Source organism: Streptomyces daghestanicus (assembly GCF_020521275.1).
Lineage (GTDB): Bacteria > Actinomycetota > Actinomycetes > Streptomycetales > Streptomycetaceae > Streptomyces > Streptomyces griseoviridis.
Window position 1 is genome coordinate 745,999 of record NZ_BNDX01000008.1, and the last position, 20,716, is coordinate 766,714.

At 70.5% G+C, this 20,716-nt stretch carries 18 protein-coding genes and 1 pseudogene; 9 read left to right on the plus strand and 10 right to left on the minus strand.

All coding sequences use genetic code 11. The features are described 5' to 3' along the window. Positions 1-12 precede the first annotated feature (12 nt). Entirely contained in the window at positions 13-171 is a 159-nt protein-coding gene (locus Sdagh_RS12750) for a hypothetical protein (RefSeq protein WP_226535082.1), read from the minus strand. Positions 172-1,292: 1,121 nt separating this feature from the next. Between Sdagh_RS12750 and Sdagh_RS12755 the strand changes: the two genes are divergently transcribed. After that, on the plus strand, positions 1,293-2,006 hold the full coding sequence (locus tag Sdagh_RS12755; protein WP_226535084.1) for a hypothetical protein: 714 nt from the start codon (positions 1,293-1,295) through the stop codon (positions 2,004-2,006). Between the two features lie 299 nt (positions 2,007-2,305). On the opposite strand, the gene Sdagh_RS12760 is transcribed toward Sdagh_RS12755, so the two are convergent. Then, complete coding sequence (locus Sdagh_RS12760; RefSeq protein WP_190077449.1) at positions 2,306-4,834, minus strand: coiled-coil domain-containing protein; 2,529 nt, start codon at positions 4,832-4,834, stop codon at positions 2,306-2,308. Positions 4,835-5,403: 569 nt separating this feature from the next. Here Sdagh_RS12760 and Sdagh_RS12765 point away from each other — a divergent pair. From Sdagh_RS12765 to Sdagh_RS12780, 4 genes are all read left to right on the plus strand, one after another. Further along, entirely contained in the window at positions 5,404-5,946 is a 543-nt protein-coding gene (locus tag Sdagh_RS12765) for a hypothetical protein (protein WP_190077450.1), read from the plus strand. Continuing rightward, positions 5,943-6,200: a hypothetical protein gene (locus Sdagh_RS12770; RefSeq protein ID WP_190077451.1), complete on the plus strand. Its 258-nt coding sequence runs from the start codon at positions 5,943-5,945 to the stop codon at positions 6,198-6,200. The genes Sdagh_RS12765 and Sdagh_RS12770 overlap by 4 nt, the downstream gene beginning before the upstream one ends. Before the next feature lie 47 nt (positions 6,201-6,247). After that, complete coding sequence (locus tag Sdagh_RS12775) at positions 6,248-6,688, plus strand: Rieske (2Fe-2S) protein (RefSeq protein WP_190077452.1); 441 nt, start codon at positions 6,248-6,250, stop codon at positions 6,686-6,688. Positions 6,689-6,953: 265 nt separating this feature from the next. Continuing rightward, on the plus strand, positions 6,954-7,796 hold the full coding sequence (locus tag Sdagh_RS12780; RefSeq protein ID WP_226535087.1) for an aminoglycoside phosphotransferase family protein: 843 nt from the start codon (positions 6,954-6,956) through the stop codon (positions 7,794-7,796). Between the two features lie 28 nt (positions 7,797-7,824). Here the strand turns inward: Sdagh_RS12780 and Sdagh_RS12785 are convergent, their stop codons facing one another. Then, on the minus strand, positions 7,825-9,276 hold the full coding sequence (locus tag Sdagh_RS12785) for an MFS transporter (protein ID WP_190077453.1): 1,452 nt from the start codon (positions 9,274-9,276) through the stop codon (positions 7,825-7,827). Between the two features lie 282 nt (positions 9,277-9,558). Between Sdagh_RS12785 and Sdagh_RS12790 the strand changes: the two genes are divergently transcribed. From Sdagh_RS12790 to Sdagh_RS12800, 3 genes are all read left to right on the plus strand, one after another. Further along, the gene (locus tag Sdagh_RS12790; protein WP_226535340.1) at positions 9,559-9,990 is read left to right on the plus strand and encodes a MarR family winged helix-turn-helix transcriptional regulator; all 432 of its coding nucleotides are present in this window, start codon (positions 9,559-9,561) and stop codon (positions 9,988-9,990) included. Between the two features lie 131 nt (positions 9,991-10,121). Continuing rightward, a complete protein-coding gene (locus Sdagh_RS12795; RefSeq protein ID WP_190077470.1) occupies positions 10,122-11,531 on the plus strand; it encodes an MFS transporter in 1,410 nt (469 codons plus the stop codon). A gap of 129 nt (positions 11,532-11,660) precedes the next feature. Then, positions 11,661-12,218, plus strand: coding sequence for a glycoside hydrolase family 25 protein (locus Sdagh_RS12800; protein ID WP_189419903.1), 558 nt, complete (start codon positions 11,661-11,663; stop codon positions 12,216-12,218). 6 nt (positions 12,219-12,224) lie between these two features. On the opposite strand, the pseudogene Sdagh_RS12805 reads toward Sdagh_RS12800, so the two are convergent. From Sdagh_RS12805 to Sdagh_RS12835, 7 genes and pseudogenes are all read right to left on the minus strand, one after another. Then, positions 12,225-12,908: pseudogene (locus Sdagh_RS12805) on the minus strand (NADPH-dependent F420 reductase); the annotation flags it as partial. 175 nt (positions 12,909-13,083) lie between these two features. Beyond that, the gene (locus Sdagh_RS12810) at positions 13,084-13,296 is read right to left on the minus strand and encodes an EF-hand domain-containing protein (RefSeq protein WP_190077455.1); all 213 of its coding nucleotides are present in this window, start codon (positions 13,294-13,296) and stop codon (positions 13,084-13,086) included. A gap of 72 nt (positions 13,297-13,368) precedes the next feature. Beyond that, positions 13,369-13,983: an ADP-ribosyltransferase gene (locus Sdagh_RS12815; protein WP_189419908.1), complete on the minus strand. Its 615-nt coding sequence runs from the start codon at positions 13,981-13,983 to the stop codon at positions 13,369-13,371. Positions 13,984-14,094: 111 nt separating this feature from the next. Next, on the minus strand, positions 14,095-14,598 hold the full coding sequence (locus tag Sdagh_RS12820; RefSeq protein ID WP_189419910.1) for an ATP-binding protein: 504 nt from the start codon (positions 14,596-14,598) through the stop codon (positions 14,095-14,097). A gap of 262 nt (positions 14,599-14,860) precedes the next feature. Then, complete coding sequence (locus Sdagh_RS12825) at positions 14,861-15,628, minus strand: enoyl-CoA hydratase/isomerase family protein (RefSeq protein WP_190077456.1); 768 nt, start codon at positions 15,626-15,628, stop codon at positions 14,861-14,863. A gap of 39 nt (positions 15,629-15,667) precedes the next feature. Then, a complete protein-coding gene (locus Sdagh_RS12830; protein ID WP_372478444.1) occupies positions 15,668-16,900 on the minus strand; it encodes a L,D-transpeptidase in 1,233 nt (410 codons plus the stop codon). A 141-nt stretch (positions 16,901-17,041) separates the two neighbouring features. After that, positions 17,042-18,268 carry a L,D-transpeptidase gene (locus Sdagh_RS12835; RefSeq protein ID WP_190077458.1) on the minus strand — a complete coding sequence of 409 codons (1,227 nt, stop codon included), beginning with the start codon at positions 18,266-18,268 and terminating at the stop codon, positions 17,042-17,044. A 165-nt stretch (positions 18,269-18,433) separates the two neighbouring features. Here Sdagh_RS12835 and glgX point away from each other — a divergent pair, with 165 nt between their 5' ends. Continuing rightward, positions 18,434-20,689, plus strand: coding sequence for a glycogen debranching protein GlgX (gene glgX / locus Sdagh_RS12840; RefSeq protein WP_189419918.1), 2,256 nt, complete (start codon positions 18,434-18,436; stop codon positions 20,687-20,689). Positions 20,690-20,716: the final 27 nt, after the last annotated feature.

Below are 20,716 nucleotides of genomic sequence, written 5' to 3' on the forward strand. Positions count from 1 at the left end.
AGCGGTGGCACCTCATCCATCTTCGTACCGGGGGTCCGGCATCACCGTGCGCAGACGCACTCTCAGGCCCGCCACCACGCTGGCGCTCGTCTTCAGCTCGGTGGCGCTGTGCGCCACACCGGCCTCGGCCGACTCCAGCAGGCCGCTCGCGGTCTGGGAGGCGCAGGACACCGTCGTCGACGGCCCGCACCAGCGCGTGTACCTCAGCGACAGCTATCACGGCCGGATCGTCGTCACCGACTACACCGGGAAGGTCACCGCCACCCTGACCGGGCTGCCGCAGGTCCAGGACCTGGAGCTGAGCCCGGACGCCACGACGCTGTACGCCGCGGTCGAGGGGACCGACGAGATCGCCGCCTTCGACACGGCGACCCTCCGGCGGACCGCCGCGTATCCGACGGGGGAGAAGACCGCCCCGTCCAGCCTGGTCCTCGCCGACGGCAGGCTCTGGTTCGGCTACGGGGACCAGTGGGACTCCGACCTCGGTGCCGTCGACCTGACGGCCGAGACCCCGACCGTGACGCTGGGCCTCGCGGCCGGACACGACTTCGCATCCACGCCGCAGCTGTACGCCGACCCCGACAACCCGGGGACCCTCCTCGCCCTCGACGCCGGCATCAGCTCCGGCCCGATCATCGTCTACGACATCTCGACCGGCACACCGGCCATCCGGGTCTCCGCGAACAAGGGCGGCTTCTACAACGACGCCGATCTCACCCCGGACGGCCACAACGTCATCGTGGCGGGGCCCGGCAACCGGGCGCTCACCGAGTACCGCCTCGCCGACCTGGCGCAGGTGCGCACCTATCCGGTCGCCTCCGAACCGGAGACGGTCGCCGTCGCCGAGGACGGCACGAACGCGGCCACCGTCCTGGACACCGACGACCTCGGTGACACCTACGTCTTCCGGCGGCGACCCCACCCGCCGACCCAGTATCCGGAACCTGTCGCACAGCTGGATGCCCTGGGGCGGACACTCCACGGACTGGTCGCACGACGGCGGCAAGCTGTTCGTGCCGACCGGCTCGGCCGACGCCATGCAGTTCAACGCCGTCGCCGCGCCGCGCAAGTAGGTCGCCACCCTGAAGGCCGACGCCCCCAGCACGGCGACCCGGGGCAAGCCCCTCACGGCCAAGGGCAGTCTCGCCTCCGGTCTCGCGCTGCCCGCCGGGACGCCGCTGACCGTCACCCGCACCGATCTGGACTCGCCGAAGGGCAAGTCCCTCGGCACCAGATCCCTCGGCTCCGGCGGCAAGTTCTCCTTCACGGACACCCCGCCGGCCGGCGGTTCCGTGCGGTACACGGTGACCTACGCGGGCGACACGGCGCATACCGCGGCGACCGCCTCCGACACGGTCACCGTCTCGCGCGCGACCCCGGCCCTGACCCTGAACAACAACGGCAAGGTGTACGCCCACGGCACCGACGTCGCCTTCGCCGCCCACCTCGGCACCACGTACAAGAACCGCTCCGTCGAGATCTGGGCCGACCCCTTCGGCGCCGACAAGCCGAAGAAGCTGGTCAAGACCGGCAAGGTCAACAAGAGCGGCAACCTCTGGGCCACCCTCATGAGCCGTGACACCACCCTCACTGCGGTCTTCAAGGGCGACGCCCGCTACGCCCCGAGAACGGTCAAGGCCACGGCCTACGCCAAGGTGAAGGTCTCCACGACCCTCACCAAGTACTACAAGACCGGCAAGATCGGCAGCACGACGTACTACTACTTCCACAGGAACGCCGACGTCATCGCCACCACGACGATGACCTACCACGAGGGCCGCAAGCACCGGCTGCAGGCCCAGGTCCACTCGGGCGGCAAGTGGTACGACAGCGGCGCCGAGTACGTCGCCCTCGGCGCCGGCGGAAAGTCGGTGGTCAGCCTCGGCCACGCGGGTCAGTCCGGCATCCGCGCGCGAGTCCGCTCCTCCTACGTCAACGGCACCTCCGGGGACACGGTGAACTCCACCACGCACGGCGCCTGGAAGTACTTCTGCTTCTCCAGCTGACCGGCCGACGAGGAGATCGAGCAGCCGGGCGAGTTCCGGGTCGGGGAGCGTCCCTGGTTGATGTGCCGCGGACTGGCTGAATCCCTTCAGGAGCTGGAGCCCGACCGGTGGTCGGCCCCGGTCCGGCGGTGAGACAGGGTGATCCAGTGGCTGCCGTGCCCACCAGGAGCGCGGAGTCCGGGGCGAGTCCCTCGAATTCCAGCGGGAGGAACACCGGGCATGGCGAAGTCGGCCGTCGTGCCGCCTGCCCTCAACACGCGAGGTCGAGAGGTTTCTGGCCCCGTAGCTCGTTGACGGGGTCAGCTGTGCAGGAACTGGTATCCGATCCACACTTGGATCTGCGTCAGCCCGCTCAGGTCCAGCCCCGAATCGAACTGCTGCTGCGGGATCGTCACTTGCCATCTCCCGCCGACGCCTCGCCCCCAGAACGCCAGCGATCTGGGCGCGTCCAGGGGTGAGTCATCGCCGATCTCGTCGGGCAGCAGCGGCGTCGTCTTGGCGTTACGAGTGCTGACCTTGGGCAGCAACCACTGGGTCGTCACGGTCTTGTCGGGCCGGCGCTGCTGATACTTACCGTCGTGCCGCACCTCGCACGAGATCTCACCCTCGGGGTGAGAAGCCCCGATGAGCGCCAACCGGATACTCCTGATCTTCGCATCGAAATGGCCGTCCGGCACATCGACGACCGGATCGATCGTAAAGGCGAAGCGGTGCAGTGACTTCAATTCGACCACCTGCGGGTCCGAGGCTTTGAACGATCGCCTCATCCAGTCCTTGTCGAGCGGTCTGTCGAAGTATTCGATGTAGTCGTTCTGCATGTCGGCCAGGGCGAGCACCTTCCCCCACGACGACGTCAGCTCACTCACGAGCCTGGCTTCGTCGATCTCTCGCTCGTAGTAATCGGTCGCGAGGTCGGGGGAGATCCGGCCGGCATCGAGGGGGAAGTTGGCGTCCTCGTTCTTCAGTGTGTAGATCTCGACCGACCGCTTCGCCCGAAACGCGAGGCGCAGCAGTACGTCGGCCTTCGTCTGAGCGGTGGAGATCGCCAACAGTCCCGCTTGCTTGATCGCCTCCGCATCCAGATGCTGCTTGCGCTGCAGGGCATCCGCCTGTGCGGCGACGTCGTGCGCGCGGGCCAACCCCGCGGTGCCCGCGTCGACGCGCTGGCGGGCGAGCACGGCGCGGTTGCGGGCGAGCAGCAGTTCGTGGGCGAGTTCGGTGCCACGCCTGATCAGAGCCACGTGGGGTGCGTTCTGGTCCGTCGTGATCTCAGCAAGCCTCCGCGCGACGGTGACGAAGTTGACGACTCGGTGGGCATTGATGACAGCGGAAGCATCGTGGTCGACCGCGTTGTACGCAGCCCTGATCTGCTCAAGGTCCGTGGCGTCACCACCCAGCAGTGCTTGGGCGATCGGTGCCGCGCTGTCGAATACGGTGTCGGCGAGCATCATGAGGCTCGGCGCCAAGGCGACCAGGCTTGCTCCACCGGTGGGGACGGCGGCCACCACGCTCAAGACCGCACCGCCGACCTCGGCAATGGTCGCCACGATCCCGCCGAAGGAGATCTCCGGCGGGTCCGGCTGCTCTTGGGCCGCGACGATTGCCCTGCTGATGGCGGCGGTCGCCTGGTCCAGCTCGGACTGTGCGTAGGCGACATCATTGTCGGCATGCTCCAGCTCTGTCTTGGCGATGCCCAGGGAACGGTCGGCGTCCTCACGGGCTGCCACCGCCTGCAGCGACAGTTGACCAGCGATCTCGGACAGATGACCGATTGTCTCGGACTCCAAGATCCCGTCGATGCCGATGCCGAGAAACTCCAGAACAGGCGTCAGGAATCGGGTGAATGCGTCGATGTATGTGTCGAAGTTGGGCACCACGTCCAGATCGTGTGGCAGACCCAGCGCATTGGTGCCGCCGCCGATCCACACCGCGCCGGGCGCCGGAGCGAAACCGACTAGCTGGCGTTGCAGGCGGATCGCGTCCGCATTGTCGGGTTGCAGTTCCAGCGCCCGTTTGAACTCGACCGCCGCGAGGGCTCCGTTCTTGGGGCCGTCCGGCACATTCGGGTTGTACAGGCGGTAGAAGTACTCACCGGTGGCGATGCGGTAAGGGGCCCAGTAGTTCGCGTACGACGGCCCGGTGCTGTCGAGCAACGGCCGGAGACCGGAGACGTAGTCGGCTTCGCCGAGGGTGGTGACGTTGACCTGGCCAGCGGCGCCCCAGGGTCCGTCCACTCCGGTATCCCCGTCCACAGAACCTGCGCTGTAGGGGCCCTGCGCGGCCGCCCCGCCAGGACCGCCTGGACCGCCCGCCCCGCCGGCGGCCGAGAGATCCGGTGGCATCGTGTCTTCGATACTGGTGAATGTGATCGACCCGCCTGCACCGCCCGGACCGCCCGGACCGCCCGGACCGCCGTTGGTGGGATCGACACCCGGTATGTCCACATCGGGATGCCATACGTCGCGGGTCTCCCCCGTTACCGGATCTGTGACGGTCTCCCAGGAGCCGTCGCTGTGGTAACCGGGCGCCCCCGGCGCCCCGGCGGCCCCGGCCGCCCCGGCGGTTCCGATTCCGCCGGAGGCATTCACCCGTGCGTTGATCGACCGTCGGCACATCACCGTGACCGTACCGCCGGACCCGCCTCTGCTCGAAGCGCTGGCATCGATCATCCCGTTCGTGCCGTCGTAGACATCGGCGACGATGATGACTCGATTCGCGGTCACCTGCAGATCGCAGCCAGCCTCATGCTGCACTATGCGCCCGATCAGAAAGACCGGTCCGATACTGGGTCGTGCACAGAATTCGTTCAACCTCTTCGTGATCGTCACGGTGTCACGTATGTAGGGATAGTAATCGGGAAGCATGACGCCTCACCCATAGATGCGGGAGCTGCTGGACCGACAACGCCTCGTGGGCAGAACCGCCTGCGCACTCGACCACGGAACAACTCCTGGCCGATGTCCTAACGGCCGCCTTCAGCGTCTACTCCCAGTGTGTTCCTCAGCGTCCGAGTCTTCCAGTCAAGCCCGCGGGTGATCACCGTCCGGACCCGTCGTCTGCGGCCGTACGGGACCGGAGATCCGTCCGCGATGGGAGCGGTGCCCGTACGGATTGCGCGGGGAAGGGGTTCTGCGCGGGACACGCCACGAGTTGGCGCGGCTTCATGTCGGAGTGCCGGTACACGGCGACCTGCAGTACCCGGTCCCCGGGCGGCGGATTCCACGCCCGGCGACCGCCACTTCACACCGCGGCACGACCAGTGACTCGCGACCACCATCACACCGGGCGCGAGTGCGAACACCGCAGTCCGATCGGCTGGTTGAAGCTGCGACGCGCACCGGGAAGGCCTACCCTGGAAGGTACTCGGGGTGCCCGTGGCGAACGGAGGAGCCAGACCATGGCCACGGCAACTATCGAGAATGTCTTCTGTGTGCGGCCGTCCAGCGGGACGGATATCGAGGTCTTGAACCGGCTGGCAGAACTGGCGGCCGCGCTCGTCCCGGACGTGTTCCAGCTGGACGAGTCCATCAAGTCGCCTCCCGCAGTCGCGGCGGTGATCGACACCGCCGGCGAGTGGCCGGACGACCTCTACATGACGAAGACCCCGTACGACGGACTGGACAACTCCTTCTGGCCCCGGCCCCTCGTCGAGGGCGAGGCCTCGACGGAAGTGGAGGCCGGAGCTTCGGCACCGGTCAACGTCATGATCGATGTCGCGTTCCCCCAGAACATCTCCCTCGGGGACGAAGACACGTCCGGTCACGAGCACCTGGGCTCGTGCCAGATCGAAGAAGGGGACCTGGGGGCAGGGAAGCCTCGCCAAGCTCGCCAAGAACGACTCACAAGGATCCGCGTACTACGTCACGTACCGCGTGGAATGAGATCCACCCCGGCGGGGACGGGGTGGCGCCTGGTGCACCACTTGGGGTTGAGACCATGATCGTGCGCGCTTACGTCCTGTTCGAGGTCGACCCGGCCGCGGACGACGTTCTCCACCGCCTGACGCTTCACACGCTGGGCAATGGCAAAGTGCTGGCCAGCCGACTCTATCCGGAGCATATCGTCGCCGGACTCGAGGCGGACGGTTTCGAGGAGAACGAGGCCCTCGCGAACTTCAACGCCGCCGTGGCGGAGCTGATGAGTGAGAACGGCGTCCGGCGCGCGACCGCACTCGGCATCATCCTCAACCCCTGACCTGCTCCATTCGATGTCGACCCACTCGCATTTCGGAGGGTCTGATCATGGCAGACACACTTCCCAACCCGGCAAGCGACGACACGACCCGATTCGAAGCCGCCCCCGACCCGGACGGCACCTTGATCCCGATACCGTCACAGGCACCGCAGGGCAAGCCAATTCGGGACGACGCACGGATCACGGTCGGTCCACGCCAGGAGCGCGGCTACTACGTGCAGATCTACAACGGCCCGGCTGACCCTCCGAGTGAGGTCGAGGAAACCATCAGCGAGCTCTTGACGGACCTCCTGACGGAGACGGGTCAGAAGGCAATCGAGGACGCACTCCTCGTGGGCGCGCCTGCGGTTGTGGAATTCCTCGCTTCGGCCGCAGGCGTCCTGGCATCCGTTCTCACCACTTCACCGTTGCTGAACGAACAGTTCTTCAGGGGCGTCATGGATGACGGGACAGCCGTCACCTATGTGGTGCTCACTCCCAAGGATTAGAGGGAGTCAAGCCCCAGCGGGTGAGCGACACCAAGACCATGGCGTGCTCACGCGAGTGGCTCGGGCACTCGGCACCGAAGGTCGCGCCCGACCGCTACGCTCGCTTGATGCCCGGTACGGGCAGCGGGGCTCACCGCGATGGCACCTGGCACTGGGGGACCTCATGGCCGCATGGTGCGACACGGCGCGAACAGGTCCGTCGCGAACGAGGAGACGGCGCGGGGCGGGCTGGCGGTCAACATCATCGAGTGCTGAGGAGGATCACGTGGAGCCTGCGGAACTGCGCCGGGCCGTCGAGGCGGCCCGCGCGACCGCCACGGAGCTGGGGCTGCGCGTGGACGACGTGGTCGTCGTCCACGACTCGGACCGGGTGGCGCTGCGCCTGCTCCCGTGCGACGTGCTGGCCCGGGTCGCGCCGCCGGGGCAGCTGGCCGACTCCGCGTTCGAGGTCGAGGTGGCCCGCCGGCTGGCGGCCGTCGACGCCCCGGTGGGCGGGCTGGACCCCCGGGTCGAACCCCGCGTGTACGTACGGGACGGACTCGCCGTCTCGCTGTGGATCTACTACGCGCCGGTGGCGGCGCAGATCACGCCGGCCGCGTACGCGGACGTGCTCATGCGGCAGCACGCCGCCCTGCGCCGGGTCGAGCTGGACGCGCCCCACTTCACCGACCGGGCCGCCCGCGCGCTGCGGGAGGTGACCGACCGGGAGCGGTCACCCGACCTGTCCGACGCCGACCGGGACCTCCTCGCCCGCACCCTGGGCGAGGTGAGCGCCGCCATCGGCGCGGACCGGTCCCGCGACCAGTTGCTGCACGGAGAGCCGCACGAGGGCAATCTCCTCGCCACGGAGCGGGGGCCGCTCTTCGTGGACCTCGCCACGTGCTGCCGCGGGCCGGTCGAGTTCGACCTCGCCCACGCTCCCGACGGTGTGGCGGAGCACTACGCGGGGGCCGACCCGGACCTCCTGCACCGGTGCCGTGCCGTGGACTGGGCCATGTTCGCGGCCTGGCGCTGGCGCCGCGCGGACCGGATGCCCGACCGGGACCGCTGGAGGACGGAGGGCCTGGCCCTGGTCCGCGCCTCGCTCGGCCTCTGCGGACGGGCCTGACCCCCGGTTGCCCGCCGGACGGGGCCCGTCAGGCCCGAGCCGGGGCCGGGTCGGCCGGGGCCCCGGCCTTCTCCGGGTCGCCGCCCGCGGTGCGTACCGCGGGGATGAGCAGGGCGACGGCGGCGGAGACCACGGCCACGCCGCAGCCGATGAGCAGACCGGTGCGGAAGCCGTCCTCGGAGGCGAGGGTGTGGCCGCCCATCGTGACCGTCATCTGCGCCAGGACCACGCCGATCACCGCCGAGCCGATGGTCGTGCCGAGCGAGCGCATCAGGGCGTTGAAGCCGTTGGCGGCGGCGGTCTCGGAGAGCGGTACGGCGCTCATGATCAGCGCGGGCATCGCTCCGTAGGCGAGGGCGACACCGCTGTTGATGACGATCCCGGCGACCATCAGGCCCCAGGCGGTCCCCATGAGCGGCAGGGCCACCCCGTAGCCGACGGCGATGACGAGCGCGCCGCAGATGAGGGTGAACTTCGGGCCGCGGGCGTTGATCAGCTTTCCGCCGAGCGGGGAGACCAGCATCATCATCACGCCGCCGGGCGCCAGGTACAGGCCGGCCGCCAGCATCGACTGGCCCAGGCCGTACCCGGTGGCCTCGGGGAACTGGAGCAGCTGCGGGGCGATCAGCATGAAGGCGTACATGCCGACGCCGATGAGGATCGACGAGGCGTTGGTGAACAGCACCCGGGGGCGGGCGGTGGTGCGCAGGTCGACCAGCGGCTCCCGGGTGCGCAGTTCGTACCGGCCCCAGACGGCGAGGGCGACGACGGCGAGCGCGAACAGGCCCAGGGTGGTGCCCGAGGTCCAGCCCCAGTCGCCGCCCTTGGAGATCGCCAGCAGCAGCGAGACCAGGCCGATGGCGAGACCGACGGCGCCCGGCGCGTCGAAGCGCTGCCCCTTCGCGCCGGCCGGCACGTCCGGGACGAAGACGAAGATCAGCACACCGGTCGCCAGGGCCAGCGCGGCCGAACCCCAGAACAGCACCCGCCAGTCCGCGTACTGCGCGACGGCCGCGGCCAGCGGCAGGCCGATCGCGCCGCCGATCCCCATGGAGGCGCTGACCAGGGCGATGGAGCCGGACAGCTTCTCGGCGGGGACCACGTCCCGCAGCAGCGCGATGCCGAGCGGCACCATGCCCATGCCCATGCCCTGAAGGCCACGGCCGACGATCATCGGTACGACGGACGAGGCGAGGGCGCACACCACCGAGCCGACGACCAGGGGCACCGCGCAGACGAGCAGCATCCGCCGCTTGCCCATCAGGTCTCCGAGCCGCCCGGAGACGGGGACGCACACGCCCGCGACGAGGAGCGTGACCGTGACCACCCAGGCCGCGTTCGACGGCGTGGTGCCCAGGATCTGCGGCATCTCGGCGATCAGCGGGGTCACCAGGGTCTGCATGATCGCGGCGACCGTGCCGGCCAGCGCGAGGGTGGCGACGGCGGCGCCTGAGCGAGGGGTCGGCCGGGGGCCGTCCATGTGGGGCTCCTTCACGTGGTCATACGGAGGCATACGAAGGTCATACGGAGGCATGGCGGGTGAAGCGGAGGCATGCGCGGCCGACGGGGAACGGCATCTCCGCGGAGACGCAACGTGCATCCTACACATCACATGCATCTGCCACATGTCATGCTGGCTACATATGATGGGATTCGGGGGGCGCACCGGAGACACGCCACCAGCCGCAGCGCAGCCGCACCGCAGAGAAGAGGGCACGTGAACACCGCGGACAGGGCCACGGGCCAGGTCGAGTTCGAGCAGATGCTGCTGAGCCGCTACATGCATCTGCACAAGGGCCGGCGGACCCGCCGGCTGGACCGCAGCGCCTACATCCTGCTCAGCCGCATCCGCACCCAGGGCCCGATGTCGATCGGCCAGCTCGGCGACGCCTTCGGCCTCGACGCCTCGACCCTCAACCGGCAGACCGCCGCCGCCATGCGGGCCGGCCTGGTCGAGCGCATCCCCGATCCCGACGGCGGTCTGGCGCGCAAGTTCCGCATCACCGAGGAGGGCGAGCGCCGCCTCGACGAGGAGCGGGCCTTCCTCGTCGGCAGCCTGGACCGCATCATGGCGGACTGGCCGGAGGAGGACATCGCGGCCTTCGCGGATTACCTGCGGCGTTTCAACTCCGGCATCGAGCGCCTGCACGGCCTGCCCTGGCCCCGCACCCAGACGGCCGAGCGGCCCGCCTGAGCCACCGCCGGCCCCGCCGCGCGGCCGGCGTCCCGCTCACCCGCGTCTTACATGCTGATATCCACTTTCCAGGGCGTAAGACGCCTGGGATCGTTGCCGGGCACACACTTTCGCACGTGAAAGACCAGGACATGCCCGCACCAGCAACCGGCCCGGCCCAGACCCCCGTCAATCCGCGCTCCCGTGTCCTCATCGCCAGCCTCATCGGCACGACGATCGAGTTCTACGACTTCTACATCTACGCGACCGCGGCGGTGCTGGTCTTCCCCGCACTCTTCTTCCCGAGCAGCGACCCGACCACGGCCCTGCTCTCCTCCTTCGCGGTCTTCGGCGCCGCGATGGTCGCCCGCCCCATCGGCGCCGTCTTCTTCGGACACCTCGGGGACCGGCTCGGCCGCAAGAAGACGCTGGTGATCTCGCTGCTGACCATGGGCATCGCCACGTTCCTCATCGGCGCCCTGCCCACCTACGCGCAGGCCGGCTGGGTCGCCACCGCGCTCCTCGTCCTGATGCGGCTCGCCCAGGGCTTCGCGCTCGGCGGCGAGTGGAGCGGCGCCGCCCTGGTCGCCACCGAGAACGCCCCCAAGGGCAAGCGCGCCCTGTACGGCACCTTCCCGCAGCTCGGCGCCCCGCTCGGCTTCATCATCGGCAACGGCCTGTTCCTGATCATCGGCGCGGTCCTGCCGTCCACGGCCGGCGCCGACCCCACCCAGCCCTCCGACGCGTTCACGAGCTGGGGCTGGCGCATCCCGTTCCTGTTCTCCGCGGTGATGGTCGCCATCGGCCTGTGGGTGCGGTCCCGGCTGGTGGAGTCGGCGGTGTTCGCCAGGACGCGGGAGACCGGGAAGGTCCGCAAGCTGCCGCTGGCCACGGTCGTGCGGGGCCACTGGAAGCAGCTGGCCCTCGGCACCTTCTTCATGCTGGCGACGTACGTGCTCTTCTACCTCATGACCACGTTCTCGCTCAGCTACGGCCGCACCGCGAAGGACGCCGCCGTGCCGGGCCTCGGTTACAGCTACACCGCCTTCGTCCTGATGATGATCTTCGGTGTGCTCTTCTTCGCCGTGTTCACCCTGGTCTCCGGCCCGCTCGCCGACCGGTACGGCCGCCGCTCCACCCTGATCTGGGTCACCGCCGGCATCATCGTCTTCGGACTGGTCTGGGTTCCGCTGATCGGCCTCGGCACCCTCGGCGTGGTCCTCTGGCTGGTCCTCGGCTTCACCCTGATGGGCATGACCTTCGGCCCGATGGGCGCGCTGCTGCCGGAACTCTTCCCGACCAGCGTCCGCTACACCGGCTCGGGCATCTCGTACAACGTCAGTTCGATCCTCGGCGCGGCCGTCGCCCCGTTCATCGCGGTGGCGCTCTGGGAGGCCGGCGACGGCTCGCCCTGGCTGGTCGGCGTCTACCTCTCCTCGATGGCGGTGCTGACGCTGATCGCGCTCCTCCTCGGCAAGGAGACCAAGGACGTCTCCCTGGACGAGGGCGAGACCGCAGCGGCCGGCGGGGAACCGCACGCCCCGGCGGTCCCCGCCGCCTGATCCGACCGGCGTCCACCACCACCGGAGTCCGCGCTTCCGCACGCCCGGCGTACCGGCGCCGCCACAGGGCATAACACCATCCCATGTCCTGTGAGCACTTGGGTTACAACCGCACCCCAGGGGGTCCCCATGCTGCGCGGCATCGACGTCAGCGCATACCAGTCCGACGCCTATGACACGGACGGCCTCTCCTTCGTCTTCATCAAGGCGACGGAGGGCCGTTCGTACACCAATCCCAAGCTGTCCGCCCAGACCGAGCGGGGACGCGACGCCGGTCTCGTCGTCGGCTTCTACCACTTCCTGTGGCCGGGCAACCTGACCGCCCAGGCCGAATACTTCGTCGCCAAGGCCCCCGACAGGGCCGGTGACATCCTCGCCGTCGACTGGGAGCGCACCGGCGACGGCGGCTACGCGAGCAACGCGGAGAAGGACCGCTTCATCAAGAAGCTCAAGGCACTGCGCCCCGACCACCGGATCATCCTCTACTGCAACCGCGACTTCTGGCTGAACGTCGACACCACGTCCTACGCCGGCGACGCCCTCTGGATCGCCGACTACGTGACGGCGGGTAAGCCCCGCATCAAGGCCACATGGCGCTTCCACCAGTACACGTCCGAGCCGCTGGACAAGAACGTGGCCGACTTCGAGAGCAGGGCCGCGCTGAAGAAATGGGCGCAGAAGGACTGAGCGGGCTCAGCCCCGGAAGTCCGCCGGGCGCTCCGGTGACGCCTCCGTCAGTGCCTTCGTGACCGCGTCGACGCCGCCGCGCAGGCCGTAGACCGGGGTGCCCGGCTGCTGGCGCCAGGAGTCGTCGAGGCCGCCCGCGTCGACCGTGTCGAAGCCCAGGTCGTCGATGAGGGCCCGGACCTTCGCCTTGGCCGTCTCGTCGTCGCCCGCCACCGGGAGGGCCATCCGGCCGGGGTCGCCCGTCGGGCGGGGGCGGTCCAGGATGTCCTGGGCGTAGGTGCCGTTGAAGGCTTTGATCACCGGGTGGCCGAGGTGGCGTTCGGTCCAGCGGCTCTCGGTGAGCCCCTCGTCCTCGATGCCGGCGATCCGGCCGTCGCGCTGCCGCGGGTAGTAGTTGCCGGTGTCGATGACCGCCAGGTCCTCGGCGGCCTCGGCGAACAGGCCGGAGGGCAGGTCCGGGACCGCCTTCAGCGGGACGGTGACCACCGCGATCTCCGCGCCGCGGGCCGCCTCCTCGACCGGGACGGGTGTCGCGCCGGTCTCCTCGGCGAGGGCCGTGAGGGTGTGCGGGCCGCGGGAGTTGGCGACCCGCACCTCGTGGCCGAGGGCGGTGAGCCGCCGGGTGAGGTTGCCGCCGATGTTGCCCGCTCCGATGATGCCGATCTTCATCGTCCGACTCGCCTGGCCTTTCGGGGTCGTGGAACGCCGTGCGTACGAGAACGCTGTCGGGGATCGGTAACCGGTCCACCGCGGTGGCTATTCCTCGGTACGCCCGAACGGGTCCGTCGGTTCCGCCCGGAGAGGGGTTCGCCGGGGGCCGGGGACGCCCGGTGCTGTCCGTACCGGGCGTCCCGTCCCGCGCGGGTCACTTGTTCAGGAAGGCCCAGAACTCGTCGAACGAGAGCAGCTTGTCGCCGTTCAGGTCGCGGGTCTTGATGATCGCCTCCGCGACGGACTCGGTCACGTTCCAGTCGCCGCCCTGCGCCAGGGCGGTCTTGAACTCGGCCGGGGTGATGCGGCCGTCGCCGTCCGCGTCGATCCGGTCGAACTGCCTGCGTGCTTCCTCGATGTCCGCCACCGATCCGCCCCTCATCCTGTGCTCTGCTCGTCGTACTGACGCAGGTCAGATTAACGTTCCGGCCCGCGGGCCTCAGTGCCAGGGGCGGTAGTGCGGGTTGCTCCGGCACTCGTCCATGATCTCGGTCTTGGTCTTCTTGTCGACCGGGCAGACGCCGATGACGTAACCGCGGTCGACGCCGCCGGGGAAGGCGACCTCGACCTGGTCGGCCCACCGGTGGGTGTCGCCGATGGTCTTGTTGACGTCGATGCCGCCGGGTGCGTCGATGTAGTAGTTCCAGCCGGACTTGTACCAGGTCTTGTACAGGTCGTGGTCGTAGGAGGTCGACACGTACGGGGAGGGCTGGTTGACGAGGACGTAGCTCTCGATGTCGTACTGGCCGTTCTCGACGTCCTTGGGGTGGAAGCCCTGCTCGAAGATGACGTCGGGGCCGCGGCCGTCGCTGCGGTAGAGGGTGCCGCAGGTGGTGCGCCAGACGGGCTCGGGGGTGATGCGGCCGACGTCGGCGCGGCGGTCGGCGGCGGCCTTGAGCTTGTCGTCGAAGACGGGGCAGGACGGGGCGGCGGCGCGGGCGGCGGGTGCGGCCGTGGCGGCGCTCGTGGGGACCGTGGCGGCCGACGTGGCGAGGACGGCGGCGAGGGAGAGGACGGCGGCGGTGGCACGGCGCCGCAGACGATGGATGATCATGACGGGCAGGATCGCGGCCCCGGACGGGCCGCGCACGGAATGTCACCCGTGGGCGGCGTGTCCGGCGAACTCCCTGCGACGGGCCAGGACTTCACGCTAGGCCCGGGATCGCTACCGGTCGCCCACGCGCATCTCGAACCACGTCGTCTTGCCGCGCGGCAGCAGGTCGACGCCCCAGCGGTCGGCCAGCGTGTCGACGAGGAACAGGCCGCGCCCGCTGAGGTCGAGCGGCTGGACCGGGATCAGGCAGGGCAGCCCCCGGGAGGGGTCACGGACCTCGACGCGGGCCCAGCCGGGGCGGCGGCGCATGCGCAGGCCGAAGACGCGGGCGCCGGTGTGCCGTACGGCGTTGCCGACCAGCTCGGAGACGAGGAGGACGGTGTCCTCGGCGAACTTGGGACTCAGCCGCCACTCGCGCAGGACGACGACCTGGGCGAGCCGGCGGGCGGTGGCCGCGGACTCCGGCCGGGACGGGAGCGGAACCTCGCCCTCCGTGGGATTGCCGTACAACTCCATTGCTCTGAGGGCGTGTTCGTCCTCGACCGCCGGCGACCAGCGCGCAACGGTCGCACGTCCGGCTCCCCGTGGCTGCCCCGTGTCCTCCAGCCCCGCCATGCCCCCATCATGGCCGCCCCCGGCGGGCTCCGGGGCCGTTCCGGGGGAATGCGCCGCCGTGCGGGCCGGGGTGCGCGAGGGGTGATCGGCATATGCCAGTGGCAGATCGAGAATCGAAAATCACCGCGTGAACTGGGCGGACGGTTCGAGCAGGGGTGCCCGCCGGCCCTCGTCGGCCCGACAGGCTTAAGGTTGCCTTAAGCCTGTCATAAACCGCTCCAACGAGGGACCCGGCCGGTACGCCGCGTCAACGGCCACTCGTTCAGAGGAACTTCGCCCGGCCGGGCCCCTCCTCGACGAAGCTGCGCATCCCGCGCTCGCGGTCCTCTGTGGCGAACAGGCCCGCGAACCAGTTCCGTTCGACGGCGAGCCCGGTGTCGAGGTCCGTCTCCAGCCCGGTGTCGACCGACTCCTTGGCGGCGCGCAGGGCGAGCGCCGGGCCCCGGGCCAGCGCGGCGGCCCAGGCACGGGCCTGCTCGTAGACCTCGGCGGCCGGGACGACGCGGTCCACCAGGCCGAGGGCCAGCGCCTCGCCGGCCCCGACCTGGCGGCCCGTGAAGATCAGGTCCTTGGCCCTGGAGGGGCCGATCAGCCGGGCCAGCCGCTGGGTGCCGCCGGCGCCGGGGATCAGGCCGAGCAGGATCTCCGGCTGGCCGAGCTTCGCGTTGTCGCCGGCGACGCGGAAGTCGGCGCAGAGGGCGAGTTCGCAGCCGCCGCCGAGCGCGTACCCGGTGACGGCGGCGACCACCGGCTTGGGAATGCGGGCGACGGCGGTGAAGGAGTCCTGGAGGGCGCGGGCCCGCAGGATCATCGCCGTGTGGTCCATGGCCCGCATCTCCTTGATGTCCGCGCCGGCCGCGAACACCTTCTCACCGCCGTAGACCACCACCGCGCGGACGTCCGTGCGGTGGGCGGCCTCCTCGGCGAGTTCCTTGATCCGGTCCTGGGTGGCGACGTCCAGGGCGTTCATCGGCGGCCGGTCCAGGCGCAGCGTGCCGACGCCGTCCGCGACTTCGAGGGTCACTGTCATGCCCGCAGGTTAACGGGCATTAACCCGGTGGGATAAGGGCTACGCCTTCCACTTGTCCCAGGACATGTTCCAGCCGTTGAAGCCGTTGTCCGGGGCCACCGTGGCGTCGTCGCTGTTCTTCACGACCACCACGTCCCCGATCATCGAGTTCGCGAAGAACCAGGCGCCCGGCGCGTCCTCGTCCCAGCCGCCCTGCGTGTCGCGCAGGCCGACGCAGCCGTGGCTGGCGTTGCGGTTGCCGAAGGCGTCGCCGCCCCAGTAGTTGCCGTGGATGAAGGTGCCGGAGGTGGTCAGGCGCATGGCGTGCGGCACGTCCTTGATGTCGTACTCGCCGCCGTAGCCGACCGTCTCGCCGTTCATCCGGGTCACCGAGAGCTTCTCGCTGATGACCATCTGGCCGTTCCAGGTCTCGTAGCCCGGGGCGCCGGTGGTGACGGGGACGGTCTTGATGGTCCGGCCGTCCCGCCGCACCTCCATGGTGAGCTTCTCGGCGTCGACGACGGAGACCTGGCTGCGGCCGATGGTGAAGGAGATCTTCTTGGCCTGCTCGCCGTAGACGCCGTCGCGGCCCTCGACGCCGTTCAGGTTCAGGTCGACAGTGACCTTGGTGCCGGCCTTCCAGTACTTCTCCGGGCGGAAGTCGAGGCGGTCGTTGCCGAACCAGTGGCCCTCGACGTCGACGGCCGGCTCGGTCTTGATACTGATGGCCCGCTCGACGTCCTCGGGGTGGGTGATGCCCCGGGTGAAGCGGAGCGAGAAGGGCATTCCGACGCCGACGGTCGAGCCGTCCTCGGGGGTGAAGGTGCCGATGAAGGTGTTCTTCGGCGTCAGGGTGGTGAAGCGGGAGTCCTCGGCGGCGGTGCGGCCCGCGGCGTCCTTGGCGACCGCGTGCACCGTGTACGCGGTGGAGGCGGCCAGGTGGGAGGACGGCGTCCAGGAGACGCCGTCCCCGGATATCTTCCCGTCGACCCGCTTCCCGTCACCGTCCTTCACGACGACCTCGGTCAGCCTGCCCCCGGCGACACCGACCTTCAGCGCCCCGCTGGTGTCGACCGACTCGGCGCCGTTGGCGGGCGTGATGCTGACGACCGCCTCCGACTGCTCGCTCCGCACGGCCCCCGGCTCCTTGGCCTTCGCCTCGCCGGACCCGGGGTCCGACCCTCCCCCGCCGCACGCGGTCACCGCCAGCAACAGCGCCCCGGCCGCCAGCGCCGGCAGTCTCCTGCCGCCGCGCCCCCGTGCCGATGCCCCCGATATCGGACGCCCGTTCAAGTCGTTCTCCCCTCGCCGGGCCGGTCGCGGCCCGCACCCCGTGTGCGCCGACGCGCACCGGCGCATCGTAACCGCAGGCCAGCGAGGGGTTGGAGAGGTCGTTTGTCACTGTTGTGTACCGAGTCGGGCCCGGTGGGTGGATCACCGCACCGCGCTGCCCGCCCGCCATGCCTTCCAGCTCATGTTCCAGCCGCCGAGCCCGTTGTCCGGGGCGACCGTGCGGTCCTCGCTGTGCACCACCTCGACGACGTCCCCGACGAGGCTGCGGTCGAAGAACCAGCCGGCCGGGGTGTCCGCGCCACCGCCCTTGACGTCGCGCAGGCCGACACAGCCGTGACTGACGTTGGTCCGGCCGAAGACGTCCTTCGGCGCCCAGTAGTTGCCGTGCAGGAAGGTGCCGGACTCGGTCAGCCGCATGGCGTGCGGCACGTCCGGGATGTCGTACTCGCCGCCGAAGCCGACCGTGCGGCCGTCCATCCGGGTCACGTCGAGCATCTCGGTGACGACCATCTTGCCGTTGTACGTGGTGTTCCTGCCGCCGCCCGCGGTGACCGGGACGGTGGCGACCAGTTCGCCGTCGCGGCGCACCTCCATGGTCTTGCGGGCCGCGTCTACCTCGGAGACCTGGCGGCGGCCGACGGTGAAGGTGACCGTCTTGTGCTGGAGGCCGTACACCCCGGGCGCGCCCTCGACGTCCCGCAGCCGCAGGTCGACGGTGACCTCGGTGCCGGGCCGCCAGTAGTGGCGGGGGCGGAAGTCGAGGCGGTCCCGGCCGAACCAGTGGGGGCGGATGTCGACGGCCGGCTCGGAGGTGACCCGGACGGCGCGTTCCACGGCGGCGCGGTCGGTGATCTCCCGGCTGAACTCCAGGGAGACGATCATGCCGGTGCCCACGGTGGACCGGTTCTCCGGGGCGACGTAGCCGATGAACCGCTCCTCGGGGACGCGGGTGGTGAAGGTCGCGTGGCGGGCCGAGCGGCGCCCGTCACCGTCCAGGGCGACGGCGTCGACGGTGTACTTCGCGGCGAGCGCGAGGCGTTTCTCGTCCGGCTCCCAGCTCCGGCCGTCGGCGGAGATCCGGCCGGGCACGGGGGTGTCCCGCGCGTCCTGCGACCGGACCACCCGCACCGACTCCAGCCGCCCCTCGGCCACCCGGACCGACAGCTTCCGCCCCGGGCGGACGTCCCGGTCGCCGTCGTCGGGAGCGATGCGGATGCCCTCCTCGCGGCCGGGCGGCTTGCCGAACATCCCGCCGAGCCCGGTGCCTGCCGGGGAGCAGCCGGCGCTGGCGGCCAGCAGTCCGGTCCCTGTCAGTACGGCGGCCAGCAGGGCCCCCGCGCGCCGTGCGCGCCCGTGTACGTGCCTCACATCCACCCGTAACGACCGGTCCGCCCTGGGGAAACGTGAGTGCGAGCCACCGGATGGGAAGAGAAGAGGGGAGGACGACGCCACGGGGGCGTGCGGCCGGGACGCCGTACGCCCGTTCTTCTCCCGTCCGCGCCCGTCGTCCCACGAGCCGTGGGAGGCCGCCAGGTGTCCAGCGCAGCCGAGCGGGAGGCGGTGGCCGGGAAGCGGGCCGCCGAGGACGGGCGGGCCGCCGCCGTGGCGAACGGCGTACGGCGGGCCGCCGTGCCGCCGTGCGCCGGGTCCGCGTGGCCGGGTACGGCGGTGCCGCTCGGGGCCCGGTTCCGGACCGGCCCTGACGGGGTGACGGGCACCAACTTCGCGCTGTGGGCGGGCGGCGCCGAGGCGGTCGACCTGTGCCTCTTCGACGAGCGCGGGGCGGAGCGGCGGGTGCGGCTGACCGAGCTGACGCACGAGATCTGGCACGGTTTCGTGCCCGGCGTCCGCCCCGGCCAGCGCTACGGCTACCGGGTGCACGGCCGCTGGGACCCGTGGACCGGCGCCCGCTGGAACCCGGCGAAGCTGCTCCTGGACCCCTACGCCCGCGCGGTCGACGGCGACTTCCGGCTGCCGCCGCAGGTGTACGGGCACGTCCGGGACTGGCCGGAGCAGCATGTCGCCGACACCGTCCGCGACGACCGGGACTCGGCGCCGTACGTCCCGAAGGGCGTCGTCGTCCACGACGACGACGACTGGGCGGACGACCACCGGCCCAAGACGCCCTGGGCGGACTCGGTCATCTACGAACTCCACGTACGCGGCTTCACCCGGCGGCACCCCGGCATCCCGCCGGAACTGCGCGGCACCTACGCCGGGCTGGCCCACCCGGCGGCGATCGGGCACCTGGTGCGCCTCGGCGTCACGGCGGTGGAGCTGCTGCCGGTCCACCAGTTCGCCCACGAGAGCCATCTGCTGGAGCGCGGCCTGTCGAACTACTGGGGGTACAACTCCATCGGCTATTTCGCCCCGCACGCCGCCTACGCCGCCTCCGGCACCCGGGGGGAGCAGGTCGGCGAGTTCAAGCGGATGGTGCGGGCACTGCACGCGGCCGGCATAGAGGTGATCCTGGACGTGGTCTACAACCACACCGCCGAGGCCGGTGAGCTGGGCCCGACGCTCTCCCTGAAGGGCATCGACAACCGCGGCTACTACCGCCTCCAGCCGGACGCCCGCCGGTACGCCGACTACACCGGCTGCGGCAACACCCTGCACGTGGTCCGGCCGCACGTCCTGCGCCTGATCACGGACTCGCTGCGCTACTGGGTGACGGAGATGGGCGTCGACGGCTTCCGCTTCGACCTGGCGGCGGCGCTGGCCCGCTCGATGCACGACGTCGACATGCTCTCCCCGTTCCTCGCGGTGATCGCCCAGGACCCGGTGCTGCGCCGGGTGAAGCTGATCGCCGAGCCCTGGGACGTGGGCTCGGGCGGCTACCAGGTGGGCGCCTTCCCGCCGCTGTGGACGGAGTGGAACGACCGGTACCGGAACGCGGTGCGGGACTTCTGGCGGCACGCGCTGCCCGACGTGAGGGAGATGGGCTACCGGCTCTCCGGGTCGAGCGACCTGTACGCCTGGGGCGGCCGGCGGCCCTACGCCTCGGTCAACTTCATCACCGCGCACGACGGCTTCACCCTGCGCGACCTGGTCAGTTACGAACGCAAGCACAACGAGGCCAACGGCGAGGGCAACCGGGACGGCACGGACGACAACCGGGCCTGGAACTGCGGGACGGAGGGCGAGACGGCCGACGAGGGCATACGGGCGCTGCGGCGGCGCCAGACGCGCAACCTGCTGACCACGCTGCTGCTCTCCACGGGGGTGCCGATGCTGGTCGCCGGGGACGAGATGGGCCGCACCCAGGGCGGCAACAACAACGCCTACTGCCAGGACAACGAGATCGGCTGGGTGGACTGGTCCCTGCTCGACGACCCCGGCTGGCGGGGCCTGGCCGACCTGACCGCCCGGCTGATCGCGCTGCGCCACGCCCACCCGGTGCTGCGCCGCCGGGCCTTCTTCTCCGGCCGGCCGCAGACCGCCGACGGCCTGCGCGACCTGGCCTGGTTCACGCCCCGGGGCACCGAGATGACGGAACGGGACTGGTACGCGCCCGCCGCCACCCTCGGCATGTACCTGTCCGGGCGGGACATCCCGGGCCGGGACGAGCGGGGCGCGCCGATCGTCGACGACAGCTTCCTGGCCGTCCTGCACGCCGGGGAGCGGCCGGTGGGCTTCACGCTGCCGGCGGCGCCCTGGGCCGAGCGGTACGAGGTGGTGGCGGACACCGGGCGGGAGGAGCAGGACGCCGCGCCGGGGACCTCGCATCCGGCGGGCGCGGAGATCACGGTGGCGGGGCGGACGGTGCTGCTGCTGCGGGTGGCCGGCTGAGGACCGTACCCGGCGCCGGGTTTCTTA

Coding starts and splice junctions, on each gene's coding strand:
- Sdagh_RS12765 (WP_190077450.1), top strand. CDS start 5,404: ATGGCCACGGCAACTATCGAGAATGTCTTCTGTGTGCGGCCGTCCAGC.
- Sdagh_RS12770 (WP_190077451.1), top strand. CDS start 5,943: ATGATCGTGCGCGCTTACGTCCTGTTCGAGGTCGACCCGGCCGCGGAC.
- Sdagh_RS12775 (WP_190077452.1), top strand. CDS start 6,248: ATGGCAGACACACTTCCCAACCCGGCAAGCGACGACACGACCCGATTC.
- Sdagh_RS12785 (WP_190077453.1), bottom strand. CDS start 9,276: ATGGACGGCCCCCGGCCGACCCCTCGCTCAGGCGCCGCCGTCGCCACC.
- Sdagh_RS12790 (WP_226535340.1), top strand. CDS start 9,559: ATGCTGCTGAGCCGCTACATGCATCTGCACAAGGGCCGGCGGACCCGC.
- Sdagh_RS12795 (WP_190077470.1), top strand. CDS start 10,122: ATGCCCGCACCAGCAACCGGCCCGGCCCAGACCCCCGTCAATCCGCGC.
- Sdagh_RS12800 (WP_189419903.1), top strand. CDS start 11,661: ATGCTGCGCGGCATCGACGTCAGCGCATACCAGTCCGACGCCTATGAC.
- Sdagh_RS12815 (WP_189419908.1), bottom strand. CDS start 13,983: ATGATCATCCATCGTCTGCGGCGCCGTGCCACCGCCGCCGTCCTCTCC.
- Sdagh_RS12820 (WP_189419910.1), bottom strand. CDS start 14,598: ATGGCGGGGCTGGAGGACACGGGGCAGCCACGGGGAGCCGGACGTGCG.
- Sdagh_RS12825 (WP_190077456.1), bottom strand. CDS start 15,628: ATGACAGTGACCCTCGAAGTCGCGGACGGCGTCGGCACGCTGCGCCTG.